9 protein-coding genes are annotated in these 18,132 nt (G+C 47.3%); 2 read left to right on the forward strand and 7 right to left on the reverse strand.

Annotation, left to right across the window (positions count from 1 at the left end; all coding sequences use genetic code 11):
* Positions 1-22: 22 nt before the first annotated feature.
* The 5 genes from F3J22_RS23185 to F3J22_RS23205 form a co-directional block, all read right to left on the reverse strand.
* Positions 23-3,748, reverse strand: a complete 3,726-nt coding sequence (locus tag F3J22_RS23185) for a SusC/RagA family TonB-linked outer membrane protein (RefSeq protein WP_167020304.1) — start codon at positions 3,746-3,748, stop codon at positions 23-25.
* Positions 3,749-3,966: 218 nt separating this feature from the next.
* The gene (locus F3J22_RS23190) at positions 3,967-5,037 is read right to left on the reverse strand and encodes a FecR family protein (RefSeq protein WP_167020305.1); all 1,071 of its coding nucleotides are present in this window, start codon (positions 5,035-5,037) and stop codon (positions 3,967-3,969) included.
* A 96-nt stretch (positions 5,038-5,133) separates the two neighbouring features.
* A complete protein-coding gene (locus tag F3J22_RS23195) occupies positions 5,134-5,751 on the reverse strand; it encodes an RNA polymerase sigma factor (RefSeq protein ID WP_167020306.1) in 618 nt (205 codons plus the stop codon).
* A gap of 389 nt (positions 5,752-6,140) precedes the next feature.
* Entirely contained in the window at positions 6,141-7,091 is a 951-nt protein-coding gene (locus F3J22_RS23200; RefSeq protein ID WP_167020307.1) for a helix-turn-helix domain-containing GNAT family N-acetyltransferase, read from the reverse strand.
* Between the two features lie 89 nt (positions 7,092-7,180).
* Positions 7,181-8,137 (reverse strand): DUF5996 family protein, encoded by a 957-nt coding sequence (locus F3J22_RS23205; protein ID WP_167020308.1) that lies wholly within the window; start codon positions 8,135-8,137, stop codon positions 7,181-7,183.
* 132 nt (positions 8,138-8,269) lie between these two features.
* Here F3J22_RS23205 and F3J22_RS23210 point away from each other — a divergent pair, with 132 nt between their 5' ends.
* Positions 8,270-8,845: a Crp/Fnr family transcriptional regulator gene (locus tag F3J22_RS23210; protein WP_167020309.1), complete on the forward strand. Its 576-nt coding sequence runs from the start codon at positions 8,270-8,272 to the stop codon at positions 8,843-8,845.
* 153 nt (positions 8,846-8,998) lie between these two features.
* Positions 8,999-9,703 (forward strand): type 1 glutamine amidotransferase domain-containing protein, encoded by a 705-nt coding sequence (locus F3J22_RS23215; RefSeq protein WP_205195541.1) that lies wholly within the window; start codon positions 8,999-9,001, stop codon positions 9,701-9,703.
* A 68-nt stretch (positions 9,704-9,771) separates the two neighbouring features.
* On the opposite strand, the gene F3J22_RS23220 is transcribed toward F3J22_RS23215, so the two are convergent.
* Positions 9,772-17,172, reverse strand: a complete 7,401-nt coding sequence (locus F3J22_RS23220) for a PKD domain-containing protein (protein ID WP_167020311.1) — start codon at positions 17,170-17,172, stop codon at positions 9,772-9,774.
* Between the two features lie 210 nt (positions 17,173-17,382).
* Complete coding sequence (locus F3J22_RS23225; protein WP_167020312.1) at positions 17,383-18,105, reverse strand: hypothetical protein; 723 nt, start codon at positions 18,103-18,105, stop codon at positions 17,383-17,385.
* Positions 18,106-18,132 lie beyond the last annotated feature (27 nt).

An 18,132-nucleotide genomic window follows, 5' to 3' on the forward strand; every position in this document is an offset into this window, starting at 1 on the left:
ATTTAAGAATGAACAACACTTGTTAGAATGAAACCCTTACCTGGAAACCAAATGAGCGTGTACTTGGGAGCGACATAAATTCCAGTCCCTGCACGTTGCCAACGCCATTCATTCCTTCCGGATTGATATTATCAGGAAGTTTGGTATAGAGGTAGAACAAGTCTCTTCCTACGAGGGAGATATTCGCAGACTGGAATACGCGGGTACGTTTAACAATATTATCCGGCACCTGATAGTTGATAGAGATCTCTCTCATTTTCACCCAGGTATTTTCAAATACGGAAGTAGAGTTGATCCAGTCGCTGCCTTTTGCACCTCCACCGATGTCGGTGCTGCTCCAAACGCCGTAAGGCATGTATTTATAGTAGTAGTGCACTACCTGGTCGTTCACCTTTCCATCCGCGTAGGCGCCTGGCAGGATAACCCCCCAATTGGTTTTGGTTCCGTCAGGGGTAGTGTACGGGAGTCCGCCTCCATCTCTTTCCTTCAGGGTTTCGAGTGCCTGCCCCTGCTGCATGATAGTAGCATAGGTACCAGACCATACATCACCACCTATTTTGAAATCTACCAGTGTGCTTACAGAGAAGCCTTTAGGCAGGGTGAAGGTATTGGTGATACCGCCGGTCAGTTTAGGTGTTGCGTTACCAATGCGAACGAGGTCGTCTGTGGCTTCATAAATAGTTCCTTTCATTTCAGGGTGGCCATATGGCGCATCTGCCAGTAAGCGGCGTCCCTGTGCATCCCTTTTGAAATCATAGCCATAAATAGTTCCCAGCTGGTCACCTACCTTAGCGGCTACCAGTGGTCCGTGACTACCATTATCATTCCATGCACTACCCATGATTACACGGTCAGCACCTTCAGATAAGGCGATCAGTTTGTTATTGTTATGTGCGAGATTTACACCCACATCCCATTTAAAGTTTTTCTGGCTGATCACTTTAGCATTCAGGATCACTTCAAAGCCAGAGTTTTCCAGTTCACCGCTGTTAACGATGATAGCATTCACCCCACTACTCACCGGCAATGGAGAATTGAGGATCTGGTTAACAGATTTTCCTTTGTAGTAGCGGAGATCGAGGTTGATCCTGTTGTCGAGGAAACCCAGTACCAGCCCCATATCTATAGTAGTATTGATCGCAGGTTTGAAGTTCAGTGCCGGTAATGATCCTGGCAGCTGAATAGCTGTTTGTCCGCCGGAAGTGAACACCTTGTAATTGTAATTCACCTGGTAAGCAGGAGGATCTACCGCACCTTGCGCATAAGCCAGGCGCAGTTTACCAAAGCTCAGGACATGTGGGTTTGTTTTCAGCAGATCAGAAAACACGAAGCTGCCGGCAGCAGACGGGTAGAAATAAGACCACTCACCTTTAGGCAATGCGGAAGACCAGTCGTTACGTGCGGTGACATCCAGGAAGAGATAGTTTTTATAAGAGAGGTTGAGGAAACTGTATAAAGAATTCATACGTTTCTGCAGCATACCTTCCGTTACCGGGTGTGGATTATCCAGGTAGGTACCGGTGTTCAGCGAATATACAAAAGGAATGGCCCAGTTATCGTTGTAACCGAATGTGCCGTACATATCTCTTCTGTAGGCGGTACCACCCACAGAAAATTTAGCGTTGAAGTCAGTGTTAAACAGCTTGTCTTTATGCAACGTGGCAATGAAGTCCATATTGCTGGCATTATCACGCTCCATACCATGACCATAATAACCTTTGAGGCCAATGGCATCGGTAGGGGTGTTTTTGGTGGTTAGCTCATTGGTATTATTATCGAGGCCACCGCGCAGCATGATGTCCAGGAAGGATGTTGCCTCATAGTTCAGCTGGATGGAGCTCAGGAGTTTGCGTTTATCGTAGGAGGTATTATTCTGGAAGAGATTCCATACCGTATATCCGCCATTACCTACCCAAGGGAAACCGCTGAGGGAGTTCTGTGAACCATCATCATTTTTATATACCCCGATATCTTCTCCTTTATAGTTTCTGCCGGCGTTATAGATCAGCCTTTTCTGCCAGGAGCTGCCATCATTGTTACCTAATTGCGGTGGATTATGGTAGCTGTTGATGATATAGGAGGAGGTAATCTGTACAGTCACCTTTTTTGAAAGGCGCATGTTGGTACCCAGGTTAAAGGTATTACGGTTATAGCCACTGTTAGGGAGAATAGAGGTATTATCCAGGTGGGTAAATGATCCACGGATTGAACCCCATTCATTACCACCGCTGAAGGCTACGTTATGCGTTGATTGCTGTCCGTTGCCAAACAGCAGTTTTATATTATCCGGCTGCGGGGTATTGGCCTGCATGGTACCATCCCACCATTTGATTTTAGTGCCATCCATTTTAGGCCCCCATGAAAGACCAGAGCCTGCCCATCCTACCTGGTTCCAGGTATCTACACCGTAAGGGCCGGTACCTGTTTTTGGGTCTACAAACAAGCCATTCCAGCCATCTGTCAGCAGCGGTGTGCCATCAGCATCCCTTGGATAATCAGGTGCATTCAGGCTGGTCATACCACCGGCGCCGTATTCATTCTGCAATTTCACGAAGCGGTAAGGCTGTACAGTTTTATAGCCAAAAGTATAATCGACGCCGAGGCCATTGCGTTTCACTCCTTTTTTAGTAGTGATGAGGATAACGCCATTGGCGCCTTTACCACCGTACAAAGCTGCGGCAGTAGGGCCTTTGAGCACCGTCATAGTTTCAATATCCTCCGGGTTGATCATATTGATCGGGCTACCATAGTCTTTAGGAGCGCTGGGATTTTTTGCATCTGCGTTATCTCCGGAGAAGAGCGCGCTGCCGGCAGGATTCGAATGCACATCGTATGCACTGGGCACATCGTTTGCCAGCGGCATACCATCCACGATGATAAGCGGTTGGTTATCCTGCTGAATCGTGTTGTTTCCGCCGATGATGATGCGGGTACTTCCACCATCTACGCCGTTTGGCGTAGTAACGTTTACACCGGCCATTTTACCGCTCAGTGCATTGATAACGTTCGGTGCGTTGGACCTTGCCAGTTCAGTACCTTTTACTTCTTCCTGGGAAAAGCCCAGTGTACGTATACTTCTTTTGATACCCAAAGCCGTTACAGCAACACCATCGAGGGAAGTGGCAGAAGTGGTCAGGGTAATGCTCAGGTTAGCATTGGCGCCTACGGTTATACGTTGGGATGTAAACCCCACGAATGTAAACACCAGCACATCCCCTTCTTTCGCATCCAGTTCAAAATTACCATTAACATCCGTGGTGGTACCTTTGGAGGTACCTGCCACTACCACTGTAACGCCGGGTAATGCGGAGCCGTCGGTTCCCTGAACCTTCCCGGCAATCTTTTTGCGAAAGGCGTCCATCGCGTCCATGTTAATGGTGAGATTGCGCGCTTTCTTGAGTACTATCTGTTCATTGATGACTTCATAGGTCAGGTGTAGTGGCGTCAGGATACGTTCCAGTACATCGCCCAGTCTTTCCTCTCTGGCAACCAGTTCCACCCGCTGATGGGTGGTAAGCGTGGTATTGGAATAAGTAAAGTTGACGGAAGTTTTTTCCGTAATTTTCTTCAGCACTCCTTTCAGTTCTGTCGGAGGCAGATTAAGGGACAGCCGCGTGTTCAGGATCTCCTGGGCGCGCACGCCATCGGCGAAGGCACAGGTGATAAAGCATAGCAGCAATGATATTTGTAACAGTGCAACCCTCATAAAAAATATGACATAGCGGTTGGAGTTTGCAAATTTGTGCATAACTTCAGAATGTTTTGTAGTGATTAATTAGCGTTAATTGAGCAAAACATGCCCTATGTGAAGTGGACCATACTTCACAGGGAACCAATAATGGTGGCGGTGTTAGCGCATCGCCACTTTTTTTTAAGATGGAATTCTCAGGTAATCGTCATTGATAAATCGTTTTACTTGATTTTGGTTAATAAATACGAGTAGTTGATTAATTTCCTTATTAATTATCAGTTGTTGTTTGGCTGGGAGATAAATACTTCTCCATCAGTAATAGTATAAGTGGCACTGATACCAGCGCAGATGATGTCCAGTTTGTGTTCAAAAGATTGATTGGCAAGATTGCTGGAGATTTTAGCGTTCGCATAAGTTTTTTCATCTACGTGGATTTTAATGCGATAGGCTTTTTCCAGGCTGGCAAATACTTCCAGGACGTGTGTTTCGTCAAAGATAAAAGTAGAATCGTTGGTAATATTGAATGATTTCAGGTTGCCGGTAACGGGTTGTTCGCGGTGGAACGCAATATTTTTCGGATCAAAGCTGAGTTGGTGGTTGGCAGTAACGACATAGCTGCTGGCGGTATCGGCCTTCGGGCATACGGCTACTTTTCCGGAGACGACGGTAACTACTGTTTTACCGGTATTATCCTTCCTGATATTAAAGCTGGTACCCAGCACTTTAATGGCGATATCATCTGTAAATACGATGAAGGGATGTTTAGTGTCTTTCGCTACATCAAAGAAAGCCTCTCCCTGCAGAAATACTTCCCTGGTTTTATTTTGGAGAAAGTTATGGTGACGGATACTGGCGCCGGTCTGGAGCATTACCATGGAGCCATCGGTCAGGTAGGCAGTGGTACTGGCCATACCGGTATTTGTTCTGATGATCAGCGGATCATTTTCCGCCGCAGCCAGCCCTTTTTTGCTGTTGCTGCTACTGTGGAGGAGGAGGAAAGTAGCAGAAATTATCAGCAATAGTGCGGCTGCGGCGGCAATGCGGTAAGCATAACGCTTTCCTATAACGGGGGATAATGGAATGACAGGCCGTGAATCATTTGCTTCCATTGACATTTCGATACGACGATGAATATCGGCTTCCATACCTGCGGGAATAATTTCCGCGGTATGCAGGTGCAGCTGTTCAGCGATAGCACGGGCATCCAGCAGCTGTTGCTGCTGCTCCGGATGTTGCTCCTGCCAGTGATTCCAATACTGGCTGGTGTGCGTATCGGGAGCTGTTACCCATTTAATAAAGCTGTCATCCTGCAGAAATTTCCAGATGGCATCGTCAAAATTCTTCATGCAACGTGAATTATGCACGGCGTTAAAGTGGCCGTCTACAGGTATATGACAACAACTTTATTTTTATACTCAAAAATTTTAAACTTTTTTTCCGGACTATAAAAAAAGATGGAAGGTCTCCAGCAGTCGCGTAGCAAACCCGGACGACTCAAGGGTTTCTTTAATACGGGTAAGGGCGCTGTAGAGTAAATTGCTGACAGACTGGTATTTCATCTGCATAATATCAGCAATTTCAGCATTGGTGAAGTTCATATAAAAGCGGAGGGTAATAATTTCCTGCTGCCTTCGGGAAAGCCGGCGTATGGCCTTGTCCAGCAGATCGGCGCGGGAACCGGTTATTTCTGCATCAATGATACGGTCTTCCGCGGTCAGCTCATTCCCTGCTGATTCCAGCGTTTGTGCGTACTGGTGAATTTTACCGGCAGCATTGCGGTAATTATAGTTGGCACGTATCAGTTTGTACTTCAGACTTTTGCAGAGATAAAAACGGATATTGTCTGTATCAGACAACTGGTTCCTGGTATTCCAGAGTTCAATAAAGAGGTCATGAATAAGGTCTTTCAGCTTTTCCTGGTCATCACAAAAACGAATACCGTATTGAAGCAATAACGCAGTATGGCCCCGATAAATCTGCGTGAAGGCTGATTTATCTCCAGATTTGAATCGAATCCATAAATCCTTTTCGTCAAGTATATTCACTATCGATCCTGGCATGGTATGCACGATATTATAGGGAATAGATTTCGGTTGTTATTACGGTCACTACTGGCATCAAAGTAAGATAATTTTTCTTATCTGCAAATAAGAAATACCCGCAGATTAAAAAAAGTGTGCTACCAGACAACTTGCCATCATCGCCACAGGAGCATCCTTATCTTCTCTCCTGTGGCAACTATCCATGTTATTCCCTAAACTGCTGAAAGCGGGTGTATTATAAGTAATATCGATAATAACCTGCACGTGATCTGACCAAAATATTTTGACTAATGTTGAATTTACAACCGGTACCTCCGGTATCGGTTGATGGGGTTCCGCGCTGCGCGCGGGGGCTTTCGCCCAATATTCATTTTTGATGCTATAACGGCGATGTGTATACGAAGTTATCAGAGTACCAGTTCCATTTGAATATTGGCGCGTTCGTATGGCGTTGGCCTTCCTCCTACCTTGCGGAAGCCCAGCTTTTCATACAGGCTGATAGCTGGTTTCAGGATGGTATTACTTTCCAGGTAAATAGCCCTGGCCCCCAATTCGCGGGCTTTATTGGCGATGGCACTGCCCAGCAGCCAGCCTAAATTTTTCCCTCTGGCTTCCGGCGATACCGCCATTTTTGCCAGCTCATACTGATAGTCCGGATCATCCATTTTGATGAGGGCACAGACACCCATCGGCTTACCATCCAGCAATGCCACCAGGATATGCCCGCCTTTGGCCAGGATATAACCTTCCGGATCATCCAGCGCTTTATAGTCTGCCGCTTCCATTTTGAAATAAGTGCTGATCCACTCTTCATTCAATGCCCGGAATGCGGCGTTGTATTCGGGTTTATAATCTACGATCTGTACGCCACTGCTTTCACGCAGCTTCTTTTGCTCCTGCACCCGACGTAGCAGTGATTTTTGTCCCAGCAGGTATTCCCACTCTCCTATGGCGCGCCACAGGTCGTGTTGTGTCTGTGACTGCAGCTCTTCGATGGCCGTATCTACATCGCGGAGCTGGTCTTGCAGGCGGGTAGCCACTTCCCTGCCTTCCGGCGTCAGGCTCACCACCGTTTTGCGGCCATCGGCGTTATCTTTCTGCTCTTTAATCAGGCCTTTCTTTATCATCTCCCTGACAATCTTACTGACAGAAACGTGCGAATGGCCTATTTCCTTTGCTATTTCAGTAATGGCAGCCGATTCATGCTGTGTGAGCACATAAAACACCGGAAACCATTTAGGTTGCAGCGCCACCCCGAATAAAACATAAATCTGCTCCGCATCTGCGGTGATCTGTTCCGTCAAAAATCTCAGCCTGCTGCCTATCGCCATTTTTCCTACCTGATCGAAGAAGTTCATTTGAATATATTTTACGTAAACAATTGCGTAACTAGTTACGTAAATGTAGATATAAATAAGTCATCTCCCAAAAAAAGAATATTATTTTTTCAGGAATCGCGGAAGCAGCCGTACTTGTGTTCGTAGGAAGACAGGTCGCATTCAAGATCATGGCGATCCCAGCGGGCACTATTGGCGGCCGCTTCGTAGGTAGATTCCAGGAATTCGGTCAGCGCCCCTTCAGGATCGGCAGACTGCTGCACCACGTCATAATTGAGCAGGAACTCTCCCATTTCGGGGCTGTAAAAAGCATCTTTGGGCCTTACCGGTTGAGTAGCAAAGGATTCCGGCGGCGGATAGGCATAAGAATAAAAGGCCGCCTGGGGATATTGGTCGCTGCCGGGCCAGAAGCCACAGGAACTCACCTCTTTTGAATATGCCTCCTGCATGACGGCAGCAGGCATATTCGGTGCTTCTCCCTGGTGCACAGGCGCTGTACGGCCGGAAAAGCGGGTAACGGCCAGGTCGAAGGCACCCCAGAAGAAATGTACCGGACTCACCTTACCGGTAAACCTGGACCGGAAGCGTACAAAAACGTTGTAAATCTTCACCATTGCCTGCCAGCAGGCCAGCATCTGGGTTTCATTATAGGTGTGATGGGTTACATCTACCGGAAACGGTACTGCATCAGGGATTTCGCTGGGCATGGGAAAAATCGCCACATCTATCTGCAGTTTATCTATCTTCTCAAATATCTCTCTGTAAAAATCAGCGACAGAACGCGGTTCCAGCTTCATAGTTTCCCTCCCTCCTTCGCTGGTATCGATAACCAGCTCATGCCGGATAAAATTAAAATCTATCTGGAAGATACCGTGCTGATAAGGTACACTACCGGTAGACAACCCATTAGGGGTGATATACAGCGTAACATGCCAGGAATGATTGAGCCAGGGCATTTTCCGGAGCCGTATCTTCCCTACGATCTGCGTCCACAGATGCACCGTTGCCAGGGTATCTTTCCATTCATTATAATTTAGTATAGGCCAGGCCTTCCTGTTGTCGCTCATATTTTTTTATTGTAAGATGATCAATATGATGTCTGCATATGATAAACAAAGATTGTTGGGGAAGGTTTATCCCGGCAGACGGGTACGGCCGAAATACAATACCTTTATTGTCGCATCAATAGCCAGGGATTTATGAAGATATTAAGAGACCATTTTGAAAAGCTGATTAGTCTGACCGATGCTGAATATGACTATGTCATGCAGTTTTTCAAGTTACGGCGTGTACCCAAAAAGCAGCTCCTTTTACAGGAAGGCGACAACGTCAGCTATGAATATTTCGTTGTTTCCGGGGTACTGAAAGCCTATGTACTGGACGAAGAAGAGAAGCAGCATATCCTGCAGTTTGCCATGGAAGACTGGTGGACCACCGACTATCTGGCCTTGTATACCGGCGTTCCCGCACGTGTATTCCTGGAAGCAGTGGAGCCTACTGAAGTGCTGTGTATTACAAAAGCTGATAAAGACCAGCTCTGTGCAGCGATGCATAAGATGGAGCATTTCTTCCGCATCAAAAACCAGCACGGGTATATAGGACTGCAGCAGCGGATCCTGTCTATGCTCACCAACAATGCCAAAGACCGCTACGAACAGTTGCTGCAACAATACCCTGCCCTGATACAGCGGGTTCCCAAACATGACCTGGCGGCCTTCCTGGGCGTGAGCAGGGAAACGCTGAGCCGATTATACGGCCGTTCCAAAGAAATGTGAGCTGTATCACGCGGAAAATGTGATCTGTGTCAAGTGCTGCTGTGAAAAGTTGCCTGAACTTTGAGGAGAAATAAAATTGAACGAATGAACTTCATCAGTAAGCTGCTGTTAAATACAATACTTATTCTCTCAGCAATTAAAGGTTTTTCACAAATGAGCAACAATAATAAGCACTCAAAAAAGGTACTGTTCGTAGTTACCTCCCATAGCGATCTTGGCAATACCGGCAAGAAAACCGGCATCTGGATAGAAGAATTTGCCGCGCCCTATTATTACCTGACAGATAAAGGCGTTGAGATCACCATTGCCTCCCCTAAAGGCGGCCAGGCGCCTATCGATCCGAAAAGCACGGAGCCTGACGCACAGACGCCTGCTACAAAAAGATATTACGGTGACGCAGCTACGCAGGAAAAACTGTCGCATACCGTGTTACTGTCGACAGTAAATCAAAGCGATTACGACGCTGTATTCTATCCTGGCGGTCATGGCCCGATGTGGGACCTTGCCAATGACGCCACCTCTGCAAAACTCATCAGCGATTTTTCCGGACATAACAAACCGGTTGCTTTTGTATGCCACGCGCCGGCTGCCTTAAAAAATGTAAAGGCTGCCAATGGTGAGCCATTTGTCAGGGGCAAAAAGGTTACCGGCTTCAGCAACAGCGAGGAAGCCGCTGTAGGACTGGTTTCTGTGGTTCCATTCCTGCTGGAGGACGGACTGAAGGCAGTGGGTGGTATCTATGAAAAAGGGCCCGACTGGCAGTCATTTTCCGTACAGGACGGCCTGCTGATTACCGGCCAGAATCCTGCTTCTTCGGATGCCGTGGCAGAGAAGCTGTTGCAGCAATTATCCAAATAATATCTCTCTGTAAAATAACAAAGCCCTCTCTACACAACAGAGAGGGCTTTTCTTTTGATCGTGTGCAGTTATCTGAGTAATTCTATCCAGCCTTTGTAATCTTTGGTATCACCTGAAGGCAGGCGTAATTTGAGTATGTAATAGTATGTTCCTTCATTGAGGCCATCACCTGTCCAGCTGTTATCATAGTTTTTATTCTGGTATACCTGATTGCCCCATCTGTTGTAGATATAAATTGGGGATCCGGGATATTTTTCCAGTCCTACGATCACGAACTTATCATTTTTACCGTCTCCGTTAGGTGTCACCGTATTAGGTATGAAGATGATATCATTACCCCGAACTCTCACCAGCATGGTATCAGTGGTTACACAGCCGTTGGTGGTTGTCATATTGATCAGGTATTGCTGATCGGCAGTGAGTGTAGCCATTGGGGTCATGATGGTGGCGTTATCGAGTCCGGTGACAGGCAACCAGGCGTAGGTGGTGCCGGCGCCGATGTTTCTTGCGTTCAGTTGTACCGGGTTATTGGCGGTAGTATTTACCTGTGGCAGGCGCATGCCCGGAACAGGGGTTTCCACATCAAAGGTTTTGGTAATACTGCTTGCCAGTATCGGACAGTTTTGTGGTGTTACAGTGAGCTGCATACTATAGCTGCCTGCAGGATAAACGAACATCGGAGATAATGCGGAGGATGTATTACCGATGTTGTCTGTCCAGCTGTAGCTGACCGTTCCGGTTACCTGTGATTGATTGGTAAACATCACCGGCATATTTTCACAGGTAGGGTAAACGGTAAACCCGGCTACAGGCTTCGTTGTACTGGTTACCTGTATACTTCCTGCCTGAATTACATTACAGCCGAAATTTGTATAGATGCTGACAGTATATACACCATCTGTCGTAGCCAGGTAAGTAGCACTGGTTGCGCCGGCGATAGCGGTTCCGTTACGGTACCACTGGTAGGTATCTCCGCCTTTGGCAATCAGTGGTACACTGTTTCCTGCACAGAAGGAAGTTCCGCCGGGAGTAGTGATAACACCTGAAGGAGTTGGATGAACGGTTACTGTGTATGTAATTGGAGCAGGTAATGTACAACCTCCCGGAGAGACAGCATTAATTGCAACAGTGCCTATGATAGGAGTTCCGAATTCATCTGTTGCTACAAATGCCGGGATATTTCCTTCGCCAGAGGCGCCGAGACCAATATTAACGTTGTCATTTGTCCAGGTAAACTGGCTGCCAGACACCCTTGAATTGAGCAAAACAGGCGGCACTGTCTGGCCTGCACAAACTTCCACGTTTGGAGGAATGGTATTGATTTGCGGTGCCGGGCTTACCGTTACTGTTACGTTTTGGGTAGAGGTACATCCCAGGTAGGTAAATGTATAGGTATACACGACATTGATTGGGTTAGTGGTGGTATTGGTCAGTGTTTCACTGATATTACCGGTACCGGTGCCGGTAGCCGGGGTAATACCTGTGACAGCGGCTCTTGTCCAGGTGGTGGTAGCGCCCGGTGCGTTTGTTCTGACACTATAGCTAAAAGGAGCGCCGGAGCATACAGGTGGTGGCGTAGCGCTACTTGTCAGCTGTACAGAAGGAGCAACGATCACGACTACGTTCTGACTATTGAAACATCCGGCTGCATTGACCGTGAAGGAGTAGATCGCCCTGGCAAGGTCAGTTGAGATATTTACCAGTGTTTCGTTCGGGTTGCCGGAGCCGCTGGCAGCAGGATTGCTCAGGGAAGTGCTGGCATTTCTGCTCCAGGTAAATGTAGCCCCCGCCACATTGGATGTCGGGTTATAGCTGAATACAGTATTGTTACAGATATCCGGTGGTGTGGTAGTGCTGGAAAGCTGTGGCAGTGGTTTCACCACTACCTGAACCGTTGCACTGTTTACACCACAGCCAGGAGAGGTAACCTGGTAGATATAGGTAACAGTTACAGGTGCATTGGTCGTATTGATCAGTGTTTCTTCCACAGAATCGGTGCCAGCATTTGCCGGGTTACTGATGCCGGGAACAGCGGCCCTTGTCCAGCTGAATGTAGCTGTAGCAACATTGCTGGTAGGAATATAAGTGAAAGGTGCGCCACTGCATATTGCATCAGGATTGGAAGTACTGGTAAGTACTGGAGTAGGCAGTGCCCTGAACCTGAATTGCTGCGCTGTGCCGGTACAGCCAAAGGCAGTAGGAGTAACTGTCACCACGGCAGATAAGGACGTAGCAACAGCAGTGAATGCAGGGATACTTCCGGTGCCGCTGGCTCCTAAGCCAATGGCGGTATTATTATTTGTCCAGTTAAATACAGTTCCCGGTATACTTCCTGTAAAGGTCACCGGTGTGGAGCTGGTACCTGCACAGATGGTCTGATCGTTAACAGCATTTACATCAGGTACCGGATTAACGGTAATTGTATAAATCATTGGTGCGCTGTTACAGCCGTTATCTGTTGCGATTACGGTGATAGTAGCCACGATTGGTGCGGTAGTATTATTCTGGGCGATAAACGATGGGATAGGTCCGGTACCGGAAGCAGGCAGGCCGATTTCAGGATGGTTATTGGTCCAGCTGACAGACAAAGCATAACCTGAACGTGCACGATAGTTCTGGTCTCCCACCGGTTGGCCGGCACAAACAGTTTTATTGGGTTCTTGTATGAGTACCGGATTTTCCACTACTTCTACGGTAACCCTGATGGTATCGGTATAGCCAAACGAGGTGATTACAGCATGTGTTACAGTATACAATCCGGGTGCGCCATAAACATGTACCGGATTCTGCAGGGTGGAGCTAGCGCCATCACCGAAGTCCCAGTAAAAACCAGTGATAAACCCTCCGCTACGGCCCACTACGGAAGCATCTGTGAATACAAAATTATTTACACTAAAGCATTGTACTTCGTTATTAATGTTCATTCCTGCATTTACCTGTACGTTAGATTCGATTTTAACGACAGTAGTAAATACAGCAGCACATCCTGTCGGCGAGGTAGCTGTCAGTGTTACCGTATAGGTTCCCTGTGCGCTATACTGATGTAGCGGGGAAATATCCGTAGCGGTATTACCATCGCCAAAATCCCAATGATAGGACAGTGTAAACCCGACAAGACTTCTGGAAGTATTGGTAAACTGGATCTGATCAAATGCAGCCGGCGATACTTCTTTATAAACAAAAGAAGCAACTGGCGGAGGTACTACATTCACCGTCTGTGAAGTAGTAGCCTGGCAGCCTATGCCACCGGTGATGGTAAGCGTAACAGTATATATACCGGTTGCAGCATAGACATGCGTCGGGTTTACTGCAGTAGAAGTATTACCATCGCCAAAATCCCATGAATAGGTAGGATTACTGGTTTGGCTGGTAGAAGTATTGGTAAATACAAAGCTATTGATATCCAGACACTGGAGTGGATTATTTACAGTGAATCCTGCTACCGGCAATGGATATACGGTAGCGTTTACTGTGTTTTCATTGGAACAGCCACCAGCACTGAGTGTATACACATAAGGTACTGTATGCACCGCGCCATCGGTTACATGAAGTGTTTCATTTATTCTGTTGGTTCCAGTAGCTGCCGGGTTGCTGATACCGGTTACTACAGCTCTGCTCCAGGCAAAGGTGGTACCCTGAATCTCGCTTTCCGGGGTATATACGAAAGGTGCGCCGGTACAAATAGGATCAGGGCTGAGTGAGGAGCTTAGCGCTGGTGTTGGTTTTACTTTCACCGCAACATTAGCGGCACTCATACAACCATTCGCGTTGATGCTATAATTATAGTAAACTGTTACAGGCGCGGTAGTTGTATTCACAAGGGTTTCATTCACACTTCCCGTTCCTGATGCGGCAGGATTACTGATACCAGGCACCACTGCCCTTGCCCAGGTAAAGGATGCGCCGGGCGTTGCTGATCCTGGTTCATAGAGGAAAGGCATACCACTGCATACATCTGCCGGCGTGAGTGGAGAACTGAGTGTTGGCGTAGGTTTTACGACCAGGTTGACGATCTGGGTATTACTACAACCATTTGCAGTAACGACAAATGTATAAGGTACCGTTACATTTCCTGTAGTCGTATTATGCAATGTTTCCTGCGGGTTACCCGTTCCGGAAGCTGCAGGGTTTGAAATACCTGCAACAGCAGGGCGCGACCACGTAAAAGTGGCACCTGGTGTAGCGCTGGTAGGTACATAGCTGAATACAGAATTATCACAAACAGGTGTCGGTGTAAGAGAGTTATTTAGTGCCGGTGTTGGATTTACAGTGATAGTTGCCGCGGCGGTAATGCCGGTGCAACCATTGGCAGCCGGTGTTACGCTGATGTTGGCGATAACCGGCAATGCAGTCATATTGATGCCTGTAAACGAAGGAATATTCCCTGTTCCGGAGGCAGGCAAACCTATGCTGGTATTATCGTTCATCCAGGCGAACGTGGTGCCGGCAACATTGCTGCCAAAGGTGACAACCGCAGTAGCCTGACCGGCACAAACTACCTGGTTACCGCTGGTAGTAACTGTTGGTGTTGGTATTACCGTGATGGTCATCGTTTGTGCGGTACCGGTACAGCCATCACGTACAGGTGTTATCGTTATAGTGGCTACCTGGTTGGTGGCACCTGTGTTTACTGCGGTAAATGCCGGTATGTTACCTGTGCCGGAAGCAGCCAGTCCTATAGCAGGATTGTTGTTGGTCCAGTTGAAAACAGTACCGGCATTACTACCGGTGAAGTTAATGGCGGTAGTAGCAGTGTTGTTGCATAGTACCTGATCTGCCGGCTTATTAACTGTAGGTATCGGATTTACTTCTACAGACTGTGTTACCACATCCGTATGCCCCGTACTGGTGGTCACAGTGAGTGTAACCGTATAAATACCAGGCGCTGCATAAGTATGTGAAGGACTGGTAGCGGCGGATGTGCCTCCATCTCCAAAATTCCATGCATAACTGGTTATTGTAACTCCACCTGTTGTGGTGGTGGTATTGGTAAAGATGAAATTATTATCTGTCAGACATTGTTCTTTATTGTTGATGGTAAAGCCAGGAACAACAAACGGATCTATGCTGACAGTAACGGTGGTGGAATAGATAGCAGTACAACCATTGGCGGTGGTAATGGACAGCGTAACAGTGTAGGTGCCTGCCTGTGAGTAGGTATGCGTTGGATTTTGCTGACTACTGGTAGTACCGTCGCCAAAAGTCCAGAACCAGGTAGCCCCTGTGGCAGGTATTACTACAGACTGATCTGTAAAGGAGAAAGTACTGTTATTATTGGTAGATATTACAGAATAAATGAAAGCGACTTCGGGAGTATGATACACTACGGCGGTACGCGTAACTGAATCGGTACAACCGCTTGCATTGGTCACTTTGAGTTTCACGCTGTAGGACCCGTAGCTGGTATAGCTATGTGTTGGAGAGGCGGTGGTGCTGGTAGTGCCGTCGCCGAAGTCCCACAGATAAGTATTACCTGTACCGGTAGTTGTATTGGTGAATACAAAGGAATTACCGGTCAGGCACTGTGAGTTATTATTCAATGTAAACGCCGGTGCCGGTTTAGGGTTTATGGTGATATTAAAAGAATCTTTTCCTGCGCAGCCATTGGCCATAGCCGTCACAATGATTTTTCCTGTTACAGCGGCGCCATTATTATTCTGTACTGTAAAAGCCGGGATGGTGGCACCGGTACCGGTGGCCGGCAGTAGTATGTTTATGGGGTTGGAGTTTGTCCAGCTGAAGTCGGAACCATTGATATTACTACCCAGGGTGATAGCAGGTATTGTTGCGCCGGCACAGGCGCTGATATCTGAAGGAACAGTCACCTTAGGTGCAGGATTGAGTGTAACCACCACGGTTACAGGATTGCCTGTAATGGGTACCGGCGTCCCATCTTTTGGTGAGGTGTATGTGTAGGAAGGTGTGAATACATATGTTGCGGTGGCTGTGGCGGTACCAGTATTTGTCAATACCGGGTTAAACGCCAGTTTGCCGGTTCCGTCGGCGGTGGCGCTGCCATTGGCAGCACCGGTAATATTACCGGTAGTGGTGACTGTCCAGCTGACATTGGCGCCAGCCATTGTTTGCAGGTTTAAACCTACAGGTACACTACTACATACAGTAACATTATTTCCACTAATTGCAGGCTGCCGATACGTATAGATAATAGCCGTATCATTGCTGGGGTCTGGGTCAGTAAAGCCGGAAGGAGCTTTGGCATATGAGACATTTTTGAGTATATGCGGCAGACTGTCGGTAACGGTGTATTTCCCCGTAAACACAAATGTACCACGGCTTGCGGCCTGGAGATTTACTTTTCCGCCAGCAAATACCTGGCTGGAAATTGAGCCGGCACCATCATAGGAATTTCCGGTATAGCCATTATTCCGGAAGCTGACATTACTAACCTGTAGTCCGGCAGGTAGAGTATCCGTCACAGGGATGCCCGTTAACGGATTAATATTATCGTTGTAGACATCCACCTCATAATTCATACTACCATTGTTAATAATGGAAGCAGGTCCGCTTTTCTCCACGCGGACAGCACCAGGTGTTGTTACCAGCAGGTTTTTCACTTCGTGGCGGGCGGTATACAGGCCCGTGGTTGCCGCGAAGCCAACTTTGAGGTTGGCTGGTGGCGGAGATGTAAGCGTAACCGGGCCAAATACTTTGGTCATTACACCAGTTTCAGACATCTGCATATAGGCAGAAATCTCATAGTTGGCACCATTATGTTCTATTACTACCTGGACTTTTCTATAGTAAACAGCTTGCGAAGGCCGGGTAGCGGAAGGGGTACCATAGCTTATTTTTTGTCCGGCAAGCGGTGTACCGCCGAGGTTTACACCTGTACCTGCAAGATAGACGGTATGTCCGGATACAGGGCCACGCAAAGAAATACTTTGTGCACGTATGCCGGGAGCGGAATTATCGTATTGCGTTTGTTTTTCTGAGAAGTTGCCAAATTCGTCAATGCCTAATCCGACATAACCACCAGTAAGTCCGGGGCCCAGTGTCCAGCCGGTTGGCCTTGCGATTCCATCCACTTCACCGTATCCTAATGCGCCGCCATCCTGGCCTAAGGCAAAGGTGCCCGGTCCATAGTTAGCATCAAAAAGAAATACGGAAAATCCATCTGCATCAACAGTACTGGCATTGGTAGAATATACCATGTATTCAAATTCTACCAGTACACCAAGATTAGAGGGGAAAGAGGTATTCGCGTAACAATAGCCGAGCTTATTGGTTGAATCTTCCGTAAGCCGTAACCAGCCCAGGCCTTCAGGATCTTCACCTGTGGCGGCAGTTAATTTGGCGTTTCCTCCTAAAATAAGGTTATTGGAGATGACAGAACTTCCTCCAAAAGATTCTCTTATTGTAAACTGGGCCTGACCATCCAAAGCTACAAGAAACAACGATACAAAAATAAACAGGAGTTTACCGACGATAGTACAGCGATTATTGCACATGCTTTGCAATATTTTTTCTATACCAACATCGGAAAATTAAATTAGTTTAATATTATAAAATTATAAATACATCTACTCCTATCTATATACGAAAATTATTCATTCACAAACGTGCTTTTCTATTTATTCAGAAATGCATAAAAGCCGCATCTACAGGGTAGAAACGGCCATTATGCCACAGCAGTCAACAATTACAGTATCAAAATGCTACTATAAGGTTTTATAACGGAAGTGATAGTACGGAAACGTACCTCCAGTTACCTGATTCTGATAGATAGACTGGATATCAAAAGCGATAACAGTGGTACCACTTTTCCATAGCAGTGTTCTGCCAGAAACGGGTGTAACGGTGTGGCCTGCACTCCAGTTATAGGTATACCAGCCTTTGCCGTTGGCAAGGGCCAGCACAGCAGGTGGTACACCAGTGCCCAGTACGTTGTTCATGCCAATGGTATTGGCATCCGGAACAGTGGCGGTTGTCCAGTCGCTGGCAGTTACGCTGGCAAAGGCTTTGTCAATGAATCGCAGCTCATTGGTACCGGTGGCACTGATATCGCCGGTGGCTACGCCAGAAAATTTAATGCTGTAGGTACCCGGATTAGCGGCATCGTTATCTGTAAAGCTCCAGTAGAAGTTACCATCTGCTGGTTGTCCGGAACCTGTGGAATAAGCCTGATGGAAATTCTCTACACGGTAGATGCTACCATCCCTGTAGATTTTTCCGGTAGCGCCATTGCTGGTAATATCAGCGCTGCCGCCATCCGGCACCGTAAGAAATGCAGTAACGCCACCGGCAACAGCTGCATTTGCGCCCGCATTCAGCGGCTGAGGCGCCGTAACGTCATTATTTTTGGAGCATGAAGCGAGGAACATTGCGCTCGCACCTACAACGACCCAGGTCAGACGGGTCAGGTTTTTAGGAAAAGTAATCATTATAATAGGGTTTAATCGTGTTGAAAA

Source organism: Chitinophaga sp. Cy-1792 (genome assembly GCF_011752935.1).
Taxonomy (GTDB): domain Bacteria; phylum Bacteroidota; class Bacteroidia; order Chitinophagales; family Chitinophagaceae; genus Chitinophaga.